This is a genomic window from Acidimicrobiales bacterium (assembly GCA_022452035.1).
Classification (GTDB): domain Bacteria; phylum Actinomycetota; class Acidimicrobiia; order Acidimicrobiales; family MedAcidi-G1; genus UBA9410.
Genome location: JAKURV010000025.1, coordinates 1 through 21014 on the forward strand (window position 1 = coordinate 1; position 21014 = coordinate 21014).

The 21014-nt window shown below is 69.1% G+C and carries 22 protein-coding genes; 17 read left to right on the top strand and 5 right to left on the bottom strand.

Annotated elements, in window-relative coordinates; translation table 11 throughout:
• Positions 1-100 precede the first annotated feature (100 nt).
• Positions 101-1594, bottom strand: coding sequence for an acyl--CoA ligase (locus tag MK181_08790; GenBank protein ID MCH2419896.1), 1494 nt, complete (start codon positions 1592-1594; stop codon positions 101-103).
• Positions 1595-1881: 287 nt separating this feature from the next.
• Between MK181_08790 and MK181_08795 the strand changes: the two genes are divergently transcribed.
• From MK181_08795 to MK181_08855, 13 genes are all read left to right on the top strand, one after another.
• Positions 1882-2355: a YbaK/EbsC family protein gene (locus MK181_08795; GenBank protein ID MCH2419897.1), complete on the top strand. Its 474-nt coding sequence runs from the start codon at positions 1882-1884 to the stop codon at positions 2353-2355.
• Between the two features lie 62 nt (positions 2356-2417).
• Positions 2418-2669 carry a DUF6356 family protein gene (locus tag MK181_08800; protein ID MCH2419898.1) on the top strand — a complete coding sequence of 84 codons (252 nt, stop codon included), beginning with the start codon at positions 2418-2420 and terminating at the stop codon, positions 2667-2669.
• Positions 2670-2676: 7 nt separating this feature from the next.
• Complete coding sequence (locus tag MK181_08805) at positions 2677-3636, top strand: asparaginase (GenBank protein ID MCH2419899.1); 960 nt, start codon at positions 2677-2679, stop codon at positions 3634-3636.
• A gap of 107 nt (positions 3637-3743) precedes the next feature.
• Entirely contained in the window at positions 3744-4646 is a 903-nt protein-coding gene (locus tag MK181_08810) for an SDR family oxidoreductase (protein MCH2419900.1), read from the top strand.
• 74 nt (positions 4647-4720) lie between these two features.
• Complete coding sequence (locus MK181_08815) at positions 4721-5059, top strand: P-II family nitrogen regulator (GenBank protein ID MCH2419901.1); 339 nt, start codon at positions 4721-4723, stop codon at positions 5057-5059.
• A 77-nt stretch (positions 5060-5136) separates the two neighbouring features.
• Positions 5137-5979, top strand: coding sequence for an enoyl-CoA hydratase-related protein (locus tag MK181_08820; protein MCH2419902.1), 843 nt, complete (start codon positions 5137-5139; stop codon positions 5977-5979).
• 24 nt (positions 5980-6003) lie between these two features.
• Positions 6004-6309: a hypothetical protein gene (locus MK181_08825; GenBank protein MCH2419903.1), complete on the top strand. Its 306-nt coding sequence runs from the start codon at positions 6004-6006 to the stop codon at positions 6307-6309.
• 98 nt (positions 6310-6407) lie between these two features.
• Positions 6408-6743 carry a hypothetical protein gene (locus MK181_08830; protein ID MCH2419904.1) on the top strand — a complete coding sequence of 112 codons (336 nt, stop codon included), beginning with the start codon at positions 6408-6410 and terminating at the stop codon, positions 6741-6743.
• A gap of 66 nt (positions 6744-6809) precedes the next feature.
• Positions 6810-7289 (top strand): ribonuclease E activity regulator RraA, encoded by a 480-nt coding sequence (gene rraA, locus MK181_08835; protein ID MCH2419905.1) that lies wholly within the window; start codon positions 6810-6812, stop codon positions 7287-7289.
• A 155-nt stretch (positions 7290-7444) separates the two neighbouring features.
• The gene (locus MK181_08840; GenBank protein ID MCH2419906.1) at positions 7445-8527 is read left to right on the top strand and encodes a Zn-dependent alcohol dehydrogenase; all 1083 of its coding nucleotides are present in this window, start codon (positions 7445-7447) and stop codon (positions 8525-8527) included.
• A 29-nt stretch (positions 8528-8556) separates the two neighbouring features.
• Entirely contained in the window at positions 8557-8748 is a 192-nt protein-coding gene (locus tag MK181_08845; protein ID MCH2419907.1) for a ferredoxin, read from the top strand.
• A gap of 6 nt (positions 8749-8754) precedes the next feature.
• Positions 8755-9960, top strand: coding sequence for an FAD-dependent oxidoreductase (locus MK181_08850; GenBank protein ID MCH2419908.1), 1206 nt, complete (start codon positions 8755-8757; stop codon positions 9958-9960).
• A gap of 29 nt (positions 9961-9989) precedes the next feature.
• On the top strand, positions 9990-10466 hold the full coding sequence (locus MK181_08855; GenBank protein MCH2419909.1) for a hypothetical protein: 477 nt from the start codon (positions 9990-9992) through the stop codon (positions 10464-10466).
• Here MK181_08855 and MK181_08860 read toward each other — a convergent pair whose 3' ends face one another.
• Positions 10467-12926 (bottom strand): ERAP1-like C-terminal domain-containing protein, encoded by a 2460-nt coding sequence (locus tag MK181_08860; protein ID MCH2419910.1) that lies wholly within the window; start codon positions 12924-12926, stop codon positions 10467-10469.
• A 62-nt stretch (positions 12927-12988) separates the two neighbouring features.
• Here MK181_08860 and MK181_08865 point away from each other — a divergent pair, with 62 nt between their 5' ends.
• The 3 genes from MK181_08865 to MK181_08875 are packed head-to-tail and all read left to right on the top strand — an operon-like array spanning position 12989 to position 16165.
• Positions 12989-14038: an adenosine kinase gene (locus MK181_08865; GenBank protein MCH2419911.1), complete on the top strand. Its 1050-nt coding sequence runs from the start codon at positions 12989-12991 to the stop codon at positions 14036-14038.
• 59 nt (positions 14039-14097) lie between these two features.
• Positions 14098-14943, top strand: coding sequence for a crotonase/enoyl-CoA hydratase family protein (locus MK181_08870; GenBank protein MCH2419912.1), 846 nt, complete (start codon positions 14098-14100; stop codon positions 14941-14943).
• A gap of 10 nt (positions 14944-14953) precedes the next feature.
• Positions 14954-16165 carry a winged helix DNA-binding domain-containing protein gene (locus tag MK181_08875; protein MCH2419913.1) on the top strand — a complete coding sequence of 404 codons (1212 nt, stop codon included), beginning with the start codon at positions 14954-14956 and terminating at the stop codon, positions 16163-16165.
• A gap of 12 nt (positions 16166-16177) precedes the next feature.
• On the opposite strand, the gene MK181_08880 is transcribed toward MK181_08875, so the two are convergent.
• Positions 16178-17638, bottom strand: a complete 1461-nt coding sequence (locus MK181_08880; GenBank protein MCH2419914.1) for a CoA-binding protein — start codon at positions 17636-17638, stop codon at positions 16178-16180.
• Positions 17638-18333 (bottom strand): acetate--CoA ligase family protein, encoded by a 696-nt coding sequence (locus MK181_08885; GenBank protein MCH2419915.1) that lies wholly within the window; start codon positions 18331-18333, stop codon positions 17638-17640. The genes MK181_08880 and MK181_08885 overlap by 1 nt, the downstream gene beginning before the upstream one ends.
• Positions 18334-18476: 143 nt before the next feature.
• Here MK181_08885 and MK181_08890 point away from each other — a divergent pair, with 143 nt between their 5' ends.
• Positions 18477-19847, top strand: a complete 1371-nt coding sequence (locus MK181_08890) for a pyridoxal-dependent decarboxylase (GenBank protein ID MCH2419916.1) — start codon at positions 18477-18479, stop codon at positions 19845-19847.
• An 86-nt stretch (positions 19848-19933) separates the two neighbouring features.
• On the opposite strand, the gene MK181_08895 is transcribed toward MK181_08890, so the two are convergent.
• Positions 19934-21010, bottom strand: a complete 1077-nt coding sequence (locus MK181_08895) for an adenosine deaminase (GenBank protein ID MCH2419917.1) — start codon at positions 21008-21010, stop codon at positions 19934-19936.
• Positions 21011-21014 lie beyond the last annotated feature (4 nt).

A 21014-nucleotide genomic window follows, 5' to 3' on the forward strand; every position in this document is an offset into this window, starting at 1 on the left:
CCTGCGCCGCGAACTGGCCGACCAGCGGGAACGGGAGGTCCAGCGGGAACGTCGGAACTCCCGGGGCCGGCCCCGGGGCGGTCGCCGCTGAGCTGGTGGCTCAGCGGCGAGCCTCCTCGGCAGCCAGGGTTTGCCGGTCCAGCTTGTCGCCGGCGTTGAGGGGCAGATGGTCCACGATCCGCAGAGCCTCGGGGAGTTTGTAGGAGGCCAGGTCGGCCCGACCGTGGGACACCAGGTCTTCCAGGGTGGGTGGTGTGTCGGGATCCCGGGGGACGACCACGGCGACACCCACCTCGCCCAACACGGGGTCGGGGCGCGGTATCACGGCCACCTGTTCAACCCCCGGGTGTGTGCCGAGCACGGCCTCTACTTCCAGCGGGTACACGTTGTAGCCGCCCCGGATGAACATCTCCCGGACGCGGCCAGCTAGCCGGTAGCAGCCGGCAGGATCACGATGGGCCAGGTCCCCGGTGCGGAGCCATCCGTCCACAAGAGCGGTCGCCGTCCCGATCGGGTCGCCCCAGTAGCCGGACATGGCACTGGGGGTCCGGAGCCAGAGCTCGCCGACCTCCCCGTCAGGTACCGGCCTGCCGTCGTCGTCCCTGACCTCGGCCTCCACGCCGGTCCGTGGTCGCCCCACGGTGTGGAGGGCCTCCTCGTCGTCGGCGTCCAGTGCCGTGCCTAGCCCGATGCCGCCCGACTCGGTCGACGAGTAGCGGATGGAATACGGGGCGTCGAACCGTTGCCGGGCCTCGGCTACCAGGGCGGGGGGTGAGGGCCCGCCACCCACCACGACCGCCCTCACGGATCCCAGGTCATGGCCGTCGAAGCCGGGGTGCCTGAGCAACAGCGCTACCTGGGCCGCCACCCCATTGACGGCTGGGAGCCGGTGGCGATCGATGAGTCCCAGCAGCGTTCCGGCGTCCCACCGGTCCATGACGTGGATGGTGGCCCCCGACGCCAGTTGCCAGGGCAGCTTGGTCATCACGCCGACGTGGGGGAAGGCCGTGCCGCTGACCATGTTCTCCCCCGACCCCCATGCGCCGCTGCCGTCTAGGTCAGCGATGGCCGCCAGTTGCCGATTTGTGAACCAGGCCCCCCGGGGATCCCCGGTGGAGCCGGAGGTGAAGCAGATGCACACCGGCCGGTCCGGGTCCTCGGCCAGCGGAGGGACCCCTTCCCCGGTGGAACGTAGGGAGGTCAGGACCCGACCCGGAACCCCGGAGGTCGCCACGACCTCGACGGGGGCATCGTCGGGGAGCCCGTCGGCTAGTTCGTCTGTGGCCAAGACGAGATGAGGGCCGACCGCGTCAACCACCAGGCGTCGTTCCCGGGCCCGCAGCCGGGGGTTGGCGCCCGCGGTGACTGCTCCCACCTTGGCTGCCGCCAGGTACGAGACGACGTACTCCAGGCCCGACGGGAGCGACAACAGCAGTACCTCGCCTGCGTTGAGCCCCCGGGCAGCCAGCCCGGCCGCTACCTCGTCCGAGGCCCGGTCGAGTTCCCGGTACGAGAGGACAGCCCCCGAGGGGACCTGGAAGGCGGTCCGGTCGCCGTGTCGGTGGGCGGCCTCAGCCAGTATCCGGGGGAGCACCGTAGGTCCGGGCGTCGGTCGGGTCAGTCCTCAGCCGTCGACCGGGCCGAGGACGGGTTCAGAGGAGCGGGCGACGAAAACCTGGTGGTCGCGGACGGCCGGTGGACCAGCCGCGGGTGGTCCAGCAGGTGGTTGGACATGGAGGGGACGGTAGTGCGCACCGCCTCCGGCGACCCGTTTAGCCCGGGCTGGGGTGGGGACTGTTAGGGGTCCTAGAATCAGTGGGTCCGTTCGCCTCCGGCGTACAGGCCGATGTCCGCACCCGAGAGCCGAGGAGACGATCGAGCATGGCCCGTCGTTCCGACGCCATCGAGCGGTTCACCGAAGAGGCCGAAGCCTCCGGCCTCCAGGTCGAGGTGCAGCGCTATCCAGACGGCACCCGGACGGCAGCCGATGCTGCAGCCGCCGTGGGCTGCCACGTGGACCAGATTGTCAAGTCCCTGGTCTTCATGGCCGACGTCCGCCCGGTGTTGGTGCTGTGCTCCGGAGGTCGCCGGGTCGACGAGGAACGCCTGGCCTCCTACCTGGGGACCGAAATTCGGATTGCCGGGGCCAGTGAGGTCCGGGCGGCGACCGGGTTCGCCATCGGGGGGACGCCACCGCTGGGACACACCGTGCCCCTCCGCACCGTCGTCGACCCACACCTCATGGACTTCGACGAGGTGTGGGCGGCCGCCGGCACTCCAGACTCCGTGTTCCCGGTGAAGCCCAAGGACCTGGTCCAGGCCACGGCGGGTGCCGTGGTGGGCGTCACCCGCTGACCCTTAGGCGTGTCCGCAACTCCCTTGGTGCCAACCAGACGCTGGGGTTCTACGATCGGGTTATGGCGATCGGCGACATCTTCACGAGGCACCCGGCCAGCGTGGGCCAGACCTGGGTCCAACACTGCCGATTCGCTCTGGCGGTTTCCAGGACCCTGACCGTGGCCGCCGTAGCGGCAGCCGTCCACGCTTTGGTGCCCGCCCTATGTGAGACGACGGCCAGCCGGGCCGTCGACCGGCTCCACGCCCAGATCCATGGACTCCGCGACGCCGATGCTGTGATGGTCGAACCCACGGAGTTCCCTCTCGCGTGAGCCCGACGTGAACTCGGCCCTCGTCGTCGAGGTCACCCGGGGCGACCGGATCGAAAGCCGGCACGAGGTGGACGCCGTCGTCGTGGACCCCTTGGGCTGCCTTGTCGGGTCGTGGGGAGAGCCCCACCGGGCGGTCCTGCCCCGGTCGGCCCTCAAGCCCATCCAGGCCCTCCCCCTGGTGGACACCGGTGCCGCCGACGCCTTCGGCCTCACCGATGCGGAACTGGCCCTGGCCTGCGCCAGCCACCAGGGTGAGCTCAGGCACGAGGAGGCGGTGACCGCCTGGTTGTCAAGGCTCCCGGGGGGCACTAGCTCCCTGGCCTGCGGGGCTCACCCACCCCTGTCCGAGGAGGCGGCCCAGGCCCTGGCGGCTTCCGGTCACCCACCGACGGCCATCCATAACAACTGCTCGGGCAAGCACGCCGGCTTCCTGACCGTGGTCGCCCACCTGGGCCTCAAGGTCGACGGGTACCTGGATCCCGGGCACCCGCTCCACGCCGACCACGTAACCCCGGCCATCGAGAGGACCTGCGGCGTGGACCTGGCAGACGGGCGGCCTGGTGTCGACGGCTGCGGAATCCCGGTGTGGTCGGTAGCCCTCGACCGCCTGGCCAACGGCTGGGCGACCCTCGGAGAGTCCACCGCGGGATCGTCAGCCCATCGCCTCCTCTCGGCCATGCGGGCCGAGCCCTTCCTGGTGGCTGGAACCGGCCGAGCCTGTACCCGGCTCATTGGTACGGCAACCGGGGGCACGGTGGCCAAGGCAGGTGCCGAGGGGGTGTTCTGTGCCGTGGTTCCTGATGAGCACCTTGGCCTGGCCCTCAAAGTACGAGACGGCGGGGCGAGGGCTGCCGAGGCGGTAGCAACGTGGCTCCTGGCCCGCCTGGGCCACCTCGACGCCGCACCATTCGAAGTACTGGTGAACCGCGCCGGTCGACCGGTGGGCGAGGTCCGGGTGACCTCCTGAGGCGGGGGATCCCGGTGGTTCGCCGGCGCTGGTTACGGGCACCACCGGGTAGATCCCTAAGGTTGACAGTGGTGAATCGGTCTGTCGGAGTCGGAGGAACCTGACCCATGGGGAGCTGTGACGGGCGCGTGGTGATCGTGACCGGAGCGGGACGCGGCCTGGGGCGGGCCCACGCCCTTGCCCTGGCCGCCGAGGGGGCCGCCGTGGTGGTGAACGACCTAGGCGTGTCGCGAGACGGTGAGGGTCCGGCCGGTGGGCCGGCCCACGACGTAGTTGCCGAGATCAAGGACGGTGGGGGTCAGGCGGTGGCCAACGGTGCCGATGTGGCCGACTGGGACCAGGCCGCCGAGATGGTGGCTCAGGCCATCACGTCGTTTGGCCGTTTGGATGCCCTGGTGTGCAACGCCGGCTTTCTTCGGGACCGGATGCTGGCCAACATGAGCGAGGAGGAGTGGGATTCGGTCACCCGGGTCCACCTGAAGGGCCACTTTGCCCCGGCCCGCCACGCCATCGCCCACTGGAGGGAATGCTCCAAGGCCGGCGAGTCGGTGGAGGGCCGGGTGGTGATGACCACCTCCGGAGCTGGCCTGATGGGAAGCATCGGGCAGGGGAACTACGCGACGGCCAAGGCCGGGATCGCCCTACTGGTAGTGCAGGCCGCCGCCGAGTGGGGCCGGTACGGGGTTCTGGTGAACGGTGTGGCCCCCGATGCCCGGACCCGCATGACCGAGGGCGTCTTCTACGACACCGAGGTTCCCGACGGCTGGGACGAGAAGGATCCGGCCAACGTCTCCCCGCTAGTGGTGTGGCTGGCCAGCGCTGCTTGCGACGTGACCGGGCGGGTGTTCGAGGCGTCGGGGGGGAGCCTGAACGTTTGTGACGGCTGGCAGCACGGCCCCCCGTCCTCGGTAGGTGAGCGGCGGTTCGCCGTGTCGGAGGTGGCCGACGCCGTCCACGCTTCGATCGCCGGTGCCCCCCAGCCGGCACCCGTGTTCGGCGCTCAGGGCTGACTCCGGTCAGAATCTGTATTACTACACGGTTCGATTGGGGAGCCGGTGATCTACCAACCGGAAGGAATCAGGACATGAAGTTGGTTACGGCGGTCATCAAGCCTTTCAAACTCGACGACGTGAAGGACGCCTTGGGCGTCCTGGGTGTCCAGGGCATGACGGTCAGCGAGGTCCAGGGGTTCGGCCGGCAGGGCGGACACAGCGAGACATACCGGGGCACCGAGTACAAGGTCCTCTTCACCCCGAAGACCCGGGTTGAGGTCGTGGTTGACGACGATGTGACGGACCGGGTGGTCGACGCCATCGTGGCTGCCGCACGTACCGAGAAGATCGGCGACGGGAAGGTGTGGACCACCGACGTTGGCACGCTGGTCCGGATCCGTACCGGGGAGCGCGGCAGCGACGCGGTCTGACCGGCGGGCTGGACCCGGCGCTGGTCACGACGATCCCGGCGCGACCGGGAGGCTTCCGGCGGGCTACCGTCCCGGTCATGACCGCCGACGGCGATTCCCCGGCCGACGTTGAGGACCTAGTCCAGTTCGAGATCCGGAACCAGGTGGCGTGGATCACCATCGACAACCCGGACAAGGGCAATGCCCTGTCACCGGCCATGAGGGACCGTATGGCCGGGCTGCTAAACGGCCTGAACGGTCGCTTTGAGGCCCGGGCGGTTGTCATCACTGCCGCCGGCTCCAAACTTTTCTGTCCGGGAGCCGACATCAGCGTCGAGCGGGAGGCGACTCCGCGACCCGACGGCGCTCCTGAACCGATCGTCGGCGAGTCACGCCGCATGATGCTCGAGGGGCAGCTGAAGCTGATGCCAGCCATCCTGGACTGCGAACTGCCGGTCATCGCCGCCGTGAACGGCACGGCGGCCGGCGTGGGGGCCCACCTGGCCCTGTGCTGCGACCTGGTTGTCATGGCCGACCACGCCAAGTTCATCGAGGTCTTTGCTCGACGGGGACTGGTTCCCGACGGGCTCGGAGCATGGATCCTGCCCCGACTGGTTGGCCTCCAGAAGGCCCGCGAGCTCATGTTCTTCGCCGAGGACATCCCGGCAGCAGAGGCGCTGCGGCTTGGGCTCTGCAATCGGGTAGTGCCCGCCGCCGAGTTGCCGGCGGCGGCCACCGAGTGGGCAGAGCGGCTGGCTTCCGGCCCGACCCGGAGCCTCATGCTCACCAAGTGGCTGGTCAACCGGTCACTGGACGTCGACCGACGGACCCTGGAGGACAACGAAGCTTGGGCCGTCGAGCTCAACAGTGGGACGCACGACGCCCGGGAGGGCGTAGCTAGCTTCCGCGAGCGGCGTGACCCGATCTGGCGCGGCTTCTAGGTTGGCCGCCGTTGTGCTTGGGCGATGATCATCCGGGTTGACGCGGCGGGCGAGGTCAGGGTCGACGAGCACCTCGTGTTCACCGACTTCCACGTGGAGGTGCCGTCCGGCTTTGCCGCCGACGACCTGGCGGCCACCATGGGCGCGGGGACCCGCGCCGATGACGGGCACCTTTGGATCGCCGAGGCGGCTATCCGACACTGGCTTGTCGGGCTCACTGACGACTTGTGGGACGAGGGTTTCTCCGGGATGGTGGCCTACGCGCGGTCCAAGGGATGGACCGACGAAGCAGGCACCCACCTGCGGGCTCACGTCGAGCACGTCGACTGAGCGACAGATCGAAGACCGACCGAAACCGAATCGAGGACTAACTGATGGCCGAGCTGACCGTCTTTCACAACCCCCATTGACACGCCTCCAAGAACGCCTTGGCGGTCGCCGAGGAACTGGGGGTCGACGTGAATGTCGTGCTCTACATGAAGGAACCACCCGACGAGGCCCTCCTGCGCCGCATGGTGGCCGGACTGGAAGGCCCGGTCGAGGATCTTGTGCGCAAGGATTCCCAGTTCAAGAAACTGGAGCTGGTCGCTGACGACTATGTCAGAAACGCTGACGCCGTGGTGGAGTTACTGGCTCGTCGCAAAGCCCTTCTGCAACGACCGGTCCTGGTCCGCGGAGACCTTGACCGAGCGGGCCCCCTAGTGGCCTGCGTCGGACGACCGAAGGACCGGCTCTACGAATTCATCGGGGCGACGGGATCGTGACCACCCGGTGGCCGGCAGACGGGAGGGGCCGGTGATCGCTCTACAGCCGACGGACGGTAGCGGTTCATGACCCTCACGGCCGACCTGTGTGACGAGCACGGAGACGAGGCCCGGGTCTTGGACGGCGGGTTCGCCTCGTACGGTGGCGCTACCTCGTTCGCCGGACCGGTGACCACGCTGTCGGCCTTCGAGGACAACTCGCTGGTCCGCGAGGCGCTGGCCGAGGAGGGTGGTGGTCGGGTCCTGGTCGTCGCCGCGGGCGGCTCCACCCGGTGCGCCATGGTGGGAGGAAACCTGGGCGCCCTGGCTGAGGACAACGGCTGGGCTGGCATCGTCGTAGACGGCAGCGTTCGCGACGCCGCCGAACTGCGGGAAACCACGGTGGGCATCCGGGCCCGGGGAACCAGCCCTCGGAGAAGCGTCAAGCGGGGAGTCGGCGAACGGGACGTTCCGATCACTGTGGCCGGCGTGGACCTGGTGCCAGGGATGTGGCTGTGGGCCGATGAGGACGGGATCGTGGTGGCTGACCGGAATCTGGAGGCCTGAGGATCGCTTCCCAGTCGGCTAGCGGTCAGGCGAAGTCGGGTCGGCGCTTCTCGCGCAGGGCTCGAACGCCCTCCGCTTTCACCCGGCCCTCGGGAGGCCGGTACGTTCACGCCAAGCGGCGCCATCTCGGGCGCCGGTAAAACGGGAGGAACCCGATGCTCGCTGCCATCCTCATGGAGACCCCCACCGAGGAACTGATGGTCGCCGACGACGTGACCCTGCGGGACTTGGCCCCCGGGGACGTCAAGGTGAAGATCGCCCACAGCGGCGTGTGCCATTCCGACCTGTCGGCCATGAACGGCACGATTCCCCAGACCCCACCGGCCGTACTGGGCCACGAGGGCGCCGGCGTGGTAACCGACATCGGCGACGGGGTGACCCACGTGGCGCCCGGGGACCACGTCATCATCGCCTTCTCCCCACCGTGTGGAACCTGCCCGTACTGCACTGGTCGCGGCCAACCCAACCTGTGCATAGACGGCTTCTTCGCCATGAGCGCCAACCCACAGTTCCGGCGGGGCGACACGGTGGTTGGGGCCATGACGGGCTGCGGCACGTTTGCCGAGGAGACCATCGTTCCCGGGATCGCGGCCATAAAGATCGACGACGACATCCCGCTAGACGTGGCCGCCCTGGTGGGCTGTGGCGTGACCACCGGCGTGGGAGCCGCGCTCAACACGGCCGGGATCACCCCGGGATCCTCGGTGCTGGTCATCGGCGCCGGCGGTGTCGGCGTGGCCGCCATCCAGGGGGCCCGCATCGCCGGAGCAGCGGTCATCGTGGCTGTGGACCTGCACGAGGGAAAACTGGACCGGGCCAAGGCCTTCGGCGCCACCCACGGCGTACTTCCCGATGACCTCCCGGCAGCGCTGGCCGAGATCACCGCCGGGGAGGGTTTCGACTTCACCCTGGAGTGCATCGGCATGCCGACCACTATGCGGCAGGCCTTCGACATGACCCGTCGCGGGGGTACCAGCTGCATCGTTGGTGTAGGCCGAATGGATGAGACCTTCGCGCTCTCGGCCTTTGAGATGTTCTTCTCCGAGAAGACCCTGGTCGGCTCCATGTACGGCGGGGCTGACGTGAGAACCGACTTCAACCGCTTCCTGCGCCTCTACAAAGCGGGGCGTCTCGACCTGGAGGGGATGATCAGCCGGCGGATCCACATCGATGAGGTCAACGATGCCATGGCCTGCATTGGTGACGCCGACATCATCCGCCAGGTGATCGACTTCTAGAACCGACAGGACACAACCCAGGAGAAGCTATGCGAGTCATCGTCGACTTCGACCTCTGTGAGAGCAACGCCATCTGCATGCAGATCGCCCCCAACGTCTTCGAGGTCCGGGACGACGACTTCCTGTACGTCCTGGAGGAGAACCCGGGAGAGGATGACCGCTCCACCCTTCAAGAGGCCGTCCAGCGCTGTCCCAAGCAGGCCATCTCCCTGGAGGACTGAACGGCGGTGCTTGACGCCGTCACCATCGTCGGGGCTTCCCTGGCGGGCTTCTGGGCGGCGGAGACGCTCCGTCGCGACGGCTTCGATGGCCCTGTCGTCCTGATCGGCGAGGAGCCATACGCCCCCTACGACCGGCCGCCGCTGTCCAAGAAGTACCTGGCCGGAGACCTCGACGACGACCGCTTGGACCTGGTGTCGGCCGACCGACTGGCCGACCTGGACCTCGACCTGCGCCTCGGATGCCGGGCCACCGGCCTGGAGGTGACCTCCCGGACCTTGGAGGTGGACGGCATTGCCGAGCCATTTGACGGCCTGGTACTGGCCACTGGCGCCCGGTGCCGGACGCTGCCCGACACCGAGGGCATGGCCGGTGTGTACACGCTGCGCACCCGGGATGACGCGGCGGCCATCCGAGACGCCCTAGCCGCCGGAGTCCGACGGATGGCCGTGGTGGGGGCCGGCTTCATCGGTGCCGAGGTGGCTTCCACGGCTATCCAAAGGGGTGTCGAGGTGACCATGGTGGAGGCACTGGACACGCCGTTCGGACGGGTGCTGGGTACCGAGATGGGCGCCGTGGTGGCCGACGTTCACCGTTCCCACGGGGTTGAGCTGCGCACTGGGACGGGGGTCGACGAGGTGCTGGGCGACGACCGGGTTACCGGTGTCCGCCTGGCTGACGGGTCCACGCTGGACGCTGACCTGCTGGTGGTGGGCATCGGCGTGGTGCCGGCCACCGACTGGATGGAGGGTTCAGGCCTCGTCCTGGACGACGGCGTGGTGTGCGACGCCACCTGTCTGGCCGCTGACCGGGTGGTGGCGGCCGGGGACGTGGCCCGGTGGCCCAACCCGCGCTACGAGGGTCTGATGAGGGTGGAACACTGGGACAATGCCGTCCAGCAGGGGGTCCACGTGGCCCGTCGCCTGCTGCAAACCGAAGAGGAGGCGACGTCGTTCGCACCCGTGCCGTGGTTTTGGAGCGACCAGTACGACCGCAAGGTCCAGTTAGCCGGCCGGACCCATCCCGACGACGACGTCCAGGTAGCGGTCGGCTCGACCGCCGAGCACCGTTTCGTGGCGTTCTATGGACGGGAGGGTCGCCTTACTGCGGTGCTTGGCATGAACCGGCCCCGACACGTCATGCAGGCCAGGGCGTTGCTCGAGCAGGACGCCTCGTGGGACGAGGCCCAGGCCTTGGCCGCCGATTGGGACTGACCGACCGACGGCCGACCCTGTGGGCCTGCGTGGTCGTCCTGGCGGTCTTGTCGATGTCCGGCTGCGGGGGGCCCGAACCAGCGACGCTTGACATCGAGGTCGTGGAACCGCTGGTTCCGGCGGCCCTCCTCCCGGCCCACCCTGACCTAGTAGTTGACGTGGACTGCGGAAGCCCGGATCCGGATCGCCTCGGACCGGTGACCTGTGTTGCCACCGTCTCAGGTGTTGAGGTGTCGGTCCTGGTGCACCGGCCGGCCATCGACGGAAGGATCCGCGTCGAGTCCCCGGCCCTGCTGGTGGATGCCGCCGACGTCGCTACCCGGGCCGCCGGGCGCCTGGAGGCCGACCTTGGGTTCCCGGTCGCTGTGGCTTGTCGTCCCGCTGTGCGGGTGGCCGTCCCCGGCCAGGAGTTCGCCTGTCGGGCCACCGATCCGGAGGACCGGCCGATGGACCTCGTGGCCACCCTGATTGACACCGACGGCTCGTTCCGCCTCCGGTTCGGCTAATCAGTCGAGCAGCCTCTCCCGGAGGCGGATGTTCACCATGCGTCGCTCGCGGTGCTGGGCGACCATCAGGGCTCCCTGGGGCACCGGGTGGTCGTCCAGGAAGCGGTCCACATCAGGAGCTACCTCGGGTCCAACCAGAGCCCGGATGCCCTCCAGCATGCGGGCGATGCTGTTGGACGGCAGCCGGCTAGCGAGGTCGTCCCAGCGATCGGTGATCGAGCGCCAGGCCAGGGCCCGGTGATGGGGGTGGGCCAGCAGTGACCGGACCAGGAACGGAGCATCCTGGGTGCGGACGACGCTGTCGTGAACCTCACCCAGTAGGGCTTCGACGGCGGTCCGGTCGGGGAACAGGGCCAGCGCCCGGAGGTGTCGCTGTTCAACCTGCGCACTCTCCGCCCCGTTGACCAGCTGTCGGAATGCGTCGCGTTCCTCGGGTCCGCCGTGGCTGGCCACCAGGGTTACCACGGCACCGTCCACGGCTGGGTCGGAGGGGTCCGAGGCCGTCCAGCGGCGTCGGGCCTCGGTGACCACCGATGGGTCATCGGCCAGGGTGCCGGTGGCGACCAGCACCGCTCCCCGCAGCCGACGGGTCCGGTCGTCGTCGCTGGCGGTCGGCTCCCAGCCGAGGTGGTGGACGACCCCCTCCAGTAGAGAGCGGGCCTCGGCGGCCAGGATCTCGTGGCGTTCGGGGGCTACCAGGTCCATCGTGCCGAGCGCCCGCAGTACGGCCTGCCATACGGCCAGGTCCAGGTCGGTGGCGAAGGCGGTGGCGAAGTCGGCGAAGGTCGCCGGGTCGTGGTAGCCAGCCAGGGTGGCCGCCCACCGATCGTCCACGGCCATGGCCCGTTCGGCGGCGGTCAGCAGGGCCGGCCGGGGGGCTGCGGGTAGGGAGGTCCGGTGAAAGCCCGTCGCATCGGCGTTACCGGTGAGCAGGGGGCCGCCCAGTTCCACGATCACCGGCCGGTCACCGAGCAGCACCCGGTGTTCCCCGACCGTGGTCCGGAGCCGCACCGGGACCTGCCATCGCGTGCCGTCGTCCCGGCCGTCGTAGCGGAACGGCCGTTGGGAGAGCGTGCACCGGCCGTCGTCCGCCATTACCTCGACTAGTGGGTGTCCACCGCGAAAGATCCAATTTTCCATGAGATCGCCCACCGGTTCGCCGGAGGCCGCTTCCAGAGCCGCCCACAGGTCGGCGTTGTCAGTGTTTCCCTCGAGGTGGTCCGACAGATAGCGCCGGACACCGTCCCGGAAGGTCTCCTCGCCGAGGAACTGCTCCAGCATCCGGACCACTGCGGCACCCTTCTCGTAGGTCAGGACGTCAAACATGGATTCGGCGTCGGCCGGCGTGACCACCGGGTACTCGATGGGGCGGGTGGAGGCTAGGGCGTCCACGTCGAAGGCTGCGGCCCGGTCGGCACAGAAGCCCGACCACATGTCCCAGTCGGGTCGCCACGCCTCAACCGCCTTGACTTCCATGAACGTGGCGAAGGCCTCGTTCAGCCAGATCCCGTTCCACCAGCGCATGGTGACCAGGTCACCGAACCAGAGGTGGGCTAGTTCGTGACTGACCACCGAGGCCACGGCTTCCAACTCCCGCTGGTCGGCTTCGTCCGGGTCGACCAGTAGGAGGACCTCGCGGAACGTGATGCAGCCCAGGTTCTCCATGGCGCCGAAGGCGAAGTCGGGCAGGGCGACCAGGTCGACCTTGCCTCCCGGTACCTCCAGGTCGTACCAGTCGGCAAGCCACCGAAGCGAGTGGGTGGCCACCTCCAAGGCGAACGCCGTTTGGTGGCCTCGCCCCGGCGGGTAGACAATCCGGACTGGCACGCCATCCACGTCGACCGGCTCGGTCGCCTCGAGCGGCCCGACCACGAAGGCCACCAGGTAGGTGGACAGGGGAATGGTGTCGACGAACGCCACCCGGTCGGTGCCGTTGCCCAGTGGGGTGCGCGAGGCCTGGGCACCGTTGGACACGGCCAGCAGGTCCTCGGAGACGATCAGCGACACCCCGAACGTGGCCTTCATGTCTGGCTCGTCGAAGCACGGGAAGGCCCGGCGAGCGTCGGTGGACTGGAACTGGGTGGCGGCGATGGTGTGCTCGGTGCCGTCGTCGGCGACCAGGGTGCTCCGGTAGAAGCCTCTTAGCCGGTCGTTCAGGATTCCTGAGAACGACACCTCCAACCGGAGCGGCCCGACGGCCCACGGTTCAGAGGCGTCTAGGTGGAGCCGCTGGTCGGCCTCGTCCACGGTGACCGACAGGGGGATACGTCGGTCTGCCACCACGGCCATCGCCTCGTGGACAACCAGCTCAGCGGCATTGCAGGTGATCCGGTCGGTGGGCTCCACCACCGTGGTTTCGATGACCACCGTCCCGCCGAAGGTGTGGGCTACCAGGTTGGGGGCCAACTCCAACTCGTAGTGGCGGGGTAGGACGTTCCTGGGGAGGCGGTGGTCGGCCACGGGCGGCGAGCGTACCGGCCGGGCGGGTACCTTTCGCCGACGTGTAGCGGGCATGATGTCGGTTGGACGGTCACCGGGGCCAGTCCTACGGCCCGGGGGAGGCCAGCGTGGGAGAGGCCGTGGGAGACCTTGCGCTGGACGTGGTGGGCGTCGGGAACGCCATCGTCGATGTCCTGGCTGAGGTCGACGAGACATTTGTCGTCGAGCACGGCCTGGCCAGGGGCTCAATGACGCTCATCGACGCCGACCGGGCCGTCGAGCTCTACGCCGCCATGCCGCCCGGACTGGAAGAGTCGGGCGGGTCGGCGGCCAACACCATGGTCGGCGTGGCGTCTTTCGGCGGGCGGGCGGCCTACATCGGCAAGGTGGCCGACGACTTCCTGGGTGAGGTCTTCCGGAGGGACCTGCGCCACGTGGGTGTCCGGTTCGACGTACCTGGGGTGGCCGGCGCCGATCCCACGGGACGGTGCCTCATTCAGGTGACCCCGGACGCGCAGCGAACTATGAACACACACCTGGGGATCTCTTCCCACCTCTCGCCGGACGATGTCGCCCCCGACCTGGTGGCCTCGGCCTCTCACCTGTATTGCGAGGGTTACCTCTGGGATACCGAGGAGGCCAAGGCGGCGATCCGCCGCGCCATGGACGTGGCCCACGCCGCCGGCCGGACGGTATCGCTCAGCCTTTCCGACGGATTCTGCGTGGACCGGCACCGCGACGAGTGGCGGGGCCTGCTGGCCGACCGGGTGGACGTGGTGTTCGGCAACGGCAACGAGATGTGCTCGCTGTTCCAGGTAGACGACGTCGACGCGGCGATCGATGCCGTGTCCAGGGAGGTGGACCTGGCCTTTGTGACGCTGGGACAGCGGGGGTCGCTGGTCATCCACGGGTCCGAACGGATCCCAGTGGTGGCCGACGAACTCCACGCCGTTGTCGACACCACGGGGGCCGGCGACCTGTACGCCTCCGGGGTCCTTTACGGCCTCAGTCAGGGAGCCGACCTAGCCCACGCGGCCCGGCTGGGGAGTATCGCTGCGGCCGAGGTGATTAGCCACCTGGGAGCCCGGCCGGAAAACGACCTGGTGGCCGTGGCCGAGTCGATCCTGGGCTGACCGAGGCGTTCACCGCTCCGATCGGGTGGGACGAGGAACCCGGGGGTACCGTCCGGGTCATGAGCGACGGCTACACCTGCTTCGACGTCAAGTTGGACGGCGGCGTCGCCACGGTCACTCTTAGCCGTGGCGAGCAGCTGAACACCATGACTCCCGCCTTCTGGAATGAGCTCCCGGCCCTGGTGAGGGACCTAGACGCTACCGGGGAGGCCCGAGTGGTGGTGCTGGCTTCCACGGGACGCCACTTTTCTGCCGGCATGGACCTTTCAGTATTCGGCAGCACTCGTCCCGAGGGCGAGACGGGTCGGCTGCGATCCAACCTGCGGGCCAACGTCCTGCACCTTCAGGAGACGTTCTCGGTCTTCGAGAAGGCCCGGATGCCGGTCCTGGCAGCCGTCCAGGGTGGCTGCATTGGCGGGGCGGTCGACATGGTTACGGCGTGCGACATGCGGTACGCCACCGAGGACGCCTTCTTCTGCATCCAGGAGATCAACATTGGTATGACGGCCGACGTGGGCACCCTGCAGCGGCTTCCCAGGCTTATCCCTGAAGGTGTGTGCCGTGAGCTGGCCTACACCGGTCGACGGATGCCGGCCGCTGAGGCGAAGGCCGTTGGCCTGGTCAACGAGGTCTACAGCGACCACGAGGCCCTGCTGGACGGCGTGCACGAGGTGGCCCGCACCATCGCCTCCCGGTCGCCGCTGGCCATCTACGGGTCTAAGCAGATGATCACCTACGCCCGGGACCACTCCACGGCCGACTCACTGGACCACATGGCCACTTGGCAGGCCGGCATGTTCCAACCGGCTGACATGGCCGAGGCGTTCGCTGCGCAGGCCGAGGGGCGGGAGGGCGACTTCGACGACCTGCTGCCCTTCCGGGGTGGCCTGGCCGACGGCGTCTGACCCCGGTTAGGTGAGTACTCGGCCGGTCCACCTGGGCCTGGCCGCGGCCCGGCGCATTGCCCTGGCCGCCCAGGGGTTCGCCGACCGTCCACCCTCCGGGCGAGTCGACGTCCGGCACTTCCGACGGGTCCTGGGGCGTCTCGGTCTGCTGCAACTGGACTCGGTGCAGGCCGTCTGCCGCTCCCACTACTTGCCCGTCTACAGCCGACTTGGCGCCTACGACCGTGCGGCCCTGGACCGGTGGCTGTGGCACTCCGGCGAAATGTTCGAGGCGTGGTTACACGAGGCATCGATCCTGCCCGTCGACCGGGAACCCTCTCTCCGGTGGCTCCGGGCCCGGGCCCGGGCGGGCGAGACGTGGGCTGGCCTGGCCGCCCTAGCCAAGAAACGGGCCGACTACGTGGCCTCCGTCCTCGACGAGGTGGTGTGCCGAGGGCCGATCACCGCCGCTGACCTCGCCGACCCCCGTCCCCGGACCGGGTCCTGGTGGGACGGACGCTCGGACGGCAAGCGGGCCGTGGACTGGTTGTTCCGGGTGGGCGACGTGGGGAGCCGGCGGGTCGGGAACTTCCAGCGCACATACATGGTGTTCGACGAGGTCGTTCCAGCTTCCGTCCGGGCGCGCCCCACCCCCTCGGAAGCCGACGCCCAGGCCGATCTGCTCGAGGAGGCAGGACGTTGCCACGGGGTGGGGACGGCTGCTGACTTGGCTGACTACCACCGGATCAGCCTCCGCGAGGCACGGCCACGGCTGGACGACCTGGTGGACCAGGGTCGCCTGGTGCCGGCCACCGTGGACGGCTGGCGCGACGACGCTTTCCTCCATCCCGACGCGACCCGCCCCCGGTCGGTGGCGGCCCGGGCCCTCCTGTCGCCCTTCGACCCGGTGGTGTGGTTCCGGCCACGGGCCGAGCGGCTCTTCAACTTCCGGTACCGCATCGAGATCTACGTGCCGGCCGGCAAGCGAGAGTACGGGTACTACGTGCTGCCGTTCCTCTTAGGCGACCGCCTGGTGGGCCGAGTGGACCTCAAAGCCGACCGGGCCGCCGGCCGACTCCTTGCCCGCGGCACGTATGCCGAAGAGGGGGTCGACCGGAACTGGGTGGCCGTCGAGCTCTCCGCCGAGCTTGACCGCCTAGCCGCCTTCCTGGGGCTGTCCGAGGTGTCGGTGGGACCCAGGGGAAACCTGGCCTCCGCCCTGCGCTCGACCCGGCGAGGCTGAGCGCCGAAGGGCTCAGGTGCGGGCCCGACACCAGGCGGCGTAGCGGGACAGGTGGCCGAGGGCGACCACGGCCCGGTCGGCTGACGGGTAGCAGAGCCGTCCCGACTCCCGGACGGCGGTGACCATGGGATTGTCCGGTTGGGCCACGGCCAGTTCCGAGGCCACTAGCACCGGCTTGCCGTGAGAGGTGGCGGCCGCCACCGCCGCCTCGGCGTACCGCTGCTCCTGACGCTCGTGGAAATCAACGATGCGGTCCAGGCCATAGTCGGGATGGAAGGGGCCGTCGCGGGTCAGTGCCGCCGTGTTGCCCTGGATGCCCAGGCCCAGCTGGACCACTGAGTCGACGGCCGGGTGGCCGGCCACCAAGTCGAGCAGTTCGGGGATGGTGTCCCGGGTTTCGCCCCCCGCCAGGTCCACCGGGTTGTTCCGGCTCCAGCGTGGCGGGAGCAGGGCGTCCACGGAGGCCAGCAGGTCAGCAGGCAGGGCGGTCAGGACCAGGTCGGGATGGGCGGTCACGGCGTCCGCGGTGACCACCCCCCAGCCTCCGGCCGTGGTCAAGACCAGGACACCGTTCCCGCCCGGCAGGGGCTGAGTGGCCAAGGTGGCCGCCGCCTCGAAGGCCGCCTCGATAGTGGTCGCCCGGACCATTCCGGCCTGGCGGGCCATACCGTCGAACACCCGGTCGTCGGTGGCCAGGGAGCCGGTGTGGGAGGCGGCAGCCCGCTGGCCACCGTGGGTAGCCCCACCCTTGACGACAACCACGGGCATCCGGGGGGTCACCGACCGGATTCGCTCGAAGAAGTCTCGGCCGTCGTCCAGGCCCTCCACGTAACAGAGCCCGACGTCGGTTTCCGGATCGTCGGCGAACCACTCCAAGTAGTCGGCGACACCAGTGGCTGCCGCGTTGCCGGCCGACACCGAGCGGCTCAGGCCGACGCCCGTTTGGCTGGCGTAGTTCTGGAAGGCCGACACAAAGTTGCCGGACTGCGACGCGACACCGATCCGACCGCGGGGGGGAAAGGGGGCCACGATCTGTGCGCAAAGACCGACCGGTGGTGAGGTGACACCCTGGCCGTTGGGCCCGGCCAGCACCAGGTCCAACTCGTCGGCCAGAGTCACCAGCCGGGCCTCGGCTTCGGCCCCCTCGGGCCCCGCCTCGGCGTAACCGCCCGCGGCCACGAATATGGCCCGGACGCCACGCGCCGCCGCCGATCGAATGATCTCCTCGTTGGCCGACACCGGGGTGCACGCCACCAGGAGGTCCGCCGCACCGTGGGGGACGGCGTCGACCGAGGCCAGGACTGGCCGGCCCAAGATGGTGTCCTCACCACGGCCCACGGCGAACACGTCGCCCCGGTAGCCGCAGGACAACAGGTTATGGAGAGTCACGAAGCCGAACTTTCCCGGATGGCTGGATACCCCGGTGACCACTACCCCTCGGGGTTCAAACAGCGGGGTCAGGTCCCGGGTCATCAGGCGGGGTCCTTGTCCCGGGAGGCCTCGACCAGGGCGTCCACGGCGACGGCCTGGCCGTCGACGAGGATCAACGGGTTCAGGTCCACCGAGGCCACGTCGGGGTCGATGGCCAGGTCACCCAGGGCGCAAAGGATGTCGGCCAGGGCGTGGCGGTCCACGGCTGGCTCACCGCGGAACTCTCCGAGTAGGGCCTGGGCACCTAGGTCATCGATCAGATCGTGGGCGTCGAGGCGGTCCAACGGTGCCAACCGGAAGGCCGCGTCGGCTACCGCCTCGGCCAGTACGCCGCCCACCCCGAGCATTACGCACGGGCCGAACTGCGGGTTGCGGACCATTCCGGCGATCAGCTCCCGGGAGCCTCGGACCATGGTGGAGACCAGCAGCTCAACTGGCCCGTCCTCGGGCCGGGCGGCGGCTAGCAACTCGGTTGCTGCCTTCCGGACCTCGTCCTCGGAGGTCAGCGACAGGCGGACCAGGCCCCGCTCGGTCTTATGGGCGATGGCATCACCGCACAACTTGATGACCGCCGGTAGGCCAACAGAACGGGCAACGTCAACCGCGGCCTCCGGATCACCGACCGTGGCCCAAGCCGATACCGGGATACCGGCGTCGGCGACTATCTGGCGAGAGCGCGCCTCGGAGAGCGTCCGTGTTCCCCGCCTCGCGGGGGAATCGATCCCGTTCTCGGTCATCCCACAGGGTAGGTAGCCGCACCCGGGGTCGGGCAATGCGAGGCAGGATCCGGACCGGATCGACGGTCCAGGGTGGCCGGACTAACGGACCGAGGCGATCCTGAGCGGTTCAACCCCTGGCCCCTATCCTCTCGGCGGTGAGCATGCACGAGTTCGACCACGAGAGCGAGGAACTCGTACGGTCGGTGTTCGATTACGCCCTAGACCGTCTGCGCAACGAGCCCCCGCTGGACGGTCCGATGAGTGCCGAGGAGCTCTATGCGCTGGTCGGCGAGACGATCACCCCGGCGGGTCTCGGTGGCTCCGAGGCGCTCCGCCGCTACGCCGACCACCTCGCGCCGGCCTCCATCTCGGCCGACCACCCCCGGTACCTGGCCTTCGTTCCCGGAGCCCCGACCAAGGCGGCCTCGGCGTTCGACCTCGTGCTCGGCTCCTCCTCGCTTTGTGGTTCGACCTGGCTGGACGGTGCCGGCATGGTCTTTGCCGAGAACCAGGCCCTGCGGTGGATCGCCGACCTGGCTGACATGCCCGCTTCGGCCGGCGGCTGTTTCGTCACCGGCGGCACGATGGCCAACCTCTCGGCCCTGGTTACGGCACGGTACGAGGCAATCCAGAAGCGTGTCGCGGCCCGACAGCCCCGCCCTAACCGATGGGCTGTTGTCGCTTCGGAGAGCACACACTCCTCGGTCGACTCGTCGGCAAGGGTCATGGACGTCGACGTCATCCTGGCAGCGGTCGACGGGGACCGGAAGCTACGCGGCAGTGCCGTAGCCGAGGCGATCACCGGTCGACCGGCGGGCACCGAGGTGTTCGCCGTCGTCGCCACGGCAGGCACCACCAACCTGGGCATCGTTGACGCCCTCGACGGCATCGCCGAGGCCTGCGCCGAAGCCGGTGTGTGGCTACACGTAGACGGCGCCTACGGCGGCGCAGCGATGGCCGCCCCGTCGGTCCGCAGACGGTTCGACGGCATCGAACGGTGCGACTCGTTGGTGGTCGACCCCCACAAGTGGCTCTTCTCGCCCTTCGACTGTGCGGCGCTGCTCTACCGGGATCCGCCGGTGGCTCGGGCGGCCCACACCCAGCACGCCGGGTACCTAGAGCCGATTATCGACGACACGGTCTGGAACCCCTGCGACTACGCGCACGTCCTGACCCGTCGGGCCCGAGGTATGCCCTTCTGGTTCTCGCTGGCCGTCCATGGGACCGACGCCTACCGGGACGCCATCGAGCACACCCTGGACGTGGCCCGGGCGGCAAGAGACCTGGTCGTCGCCGCCCCGCATCTGGAACTCCTGGTCGAGCCCGAACTCTCGGTCGTGGCCTTCCGACGAACAGGCTGGGACCTGGCCGACTACCAGACGTGGTGCGACCGTCTGCTGGCCGACGGCACGGCCCTGCTCACTCCGACCACCGTCGACGGAACTGGCGCCATGCGGGTCTGCATCGTCAACCCCCGGACCACCGTCGAGGACTTGGCCGAGGTCCTCGCCACGCTGGAACCCGGGGCCTGAGCCGGGATTTGCTCCGGGACCCGTCGACCAAACTCCGGGTCATCGGCCCCGAGGACGAGTGTCGGACACCGTCCGATGGTTGCCAGTCAGGCTGACAGGGCGGCGTATCCGGGCTTGATCCGGTCGTTGATGAGGGCAAGGCGCTCGTTGAACGGCAGGAAAGCACTCTTCATGGCGTTGATGGTCAGCCACCGAAAGTCGTCCAGCCCCCAGTCGAAAGCCTCGCCGACAGCGGCCATCTCCGACGTCATGGACACGCCGCTCATTAGGCGGTTGTCGGTGTTGACAGTGATCCGGAACCCCAGGTCCCGGAGCAGCCCGATGGGGTGAGCAGCCACGTCGACTGCCGCTCCGGTGTGAACGTTGGACGTCGGGCAGAGCTCGAGGGGGATGCGGCGATCCCGGACGAAGGAGGCCAGGCGACCCAGGCGGGGCGGAGCATCGTCAGGCACCTCAATGTCGTCCACGATTCGCACCCCGTGGCCCAGCCGCTCGGCCCCGCAGAACTGGACGGCCTCCCAGATAGAGGCCGGTCCAAAGGCCTCCCCGGCATGGATGGTGAAGTGGAAGTTCTCTCGTTGCAGGTACTGGAAGGCCTCCAAGTGGAGGGTCGGAGGGTAACCGGCCTCCCGGCCGGCGATGTCAAACCCGACCACGCCCTGGTCCCGGTACCGGACGGCCACCTCGGCCACGGCCATCGAGTCGGTCGAGGTGCGCATTGCGGTCACCAGGGTCCGGATGACCAGGTTGGTTCCCGACGAGCCGTCAGCGAACCCGGCCAGGACCGCCTCCAGCACCTCGTCCAGCGCCATGCCCCGGTCGGTGTGGAGAGCGGGGGCGAAGCGGACCTCGGCGTAGACGCATCCATCGGCGGCCAGGTCGGCCGCGCACTCGGCAGCCACCCGGTGGCAGGACTCAGCGGTCTGCATAACCCCGACGGTGTGGTCGAAGGTCTCCAGGTAGAGGCCAAGGTCCCGCCGGTCGGCGCCCCTCCTGAACCAGGTGGCCAGCTCGGCCGGATCGGTGGTGGGCAGGTCCCGGTAGCCGGTCAGGTCGGCCAACTCAACGACGGTGGTGGGCCGCAGCCCGCCGTCCAGGTGATCGTGGAGGACGACCTTGGGTGCCTGGTGGATCAGGTCGCGGTCCGGTGCCACGGTTTCCATGGTG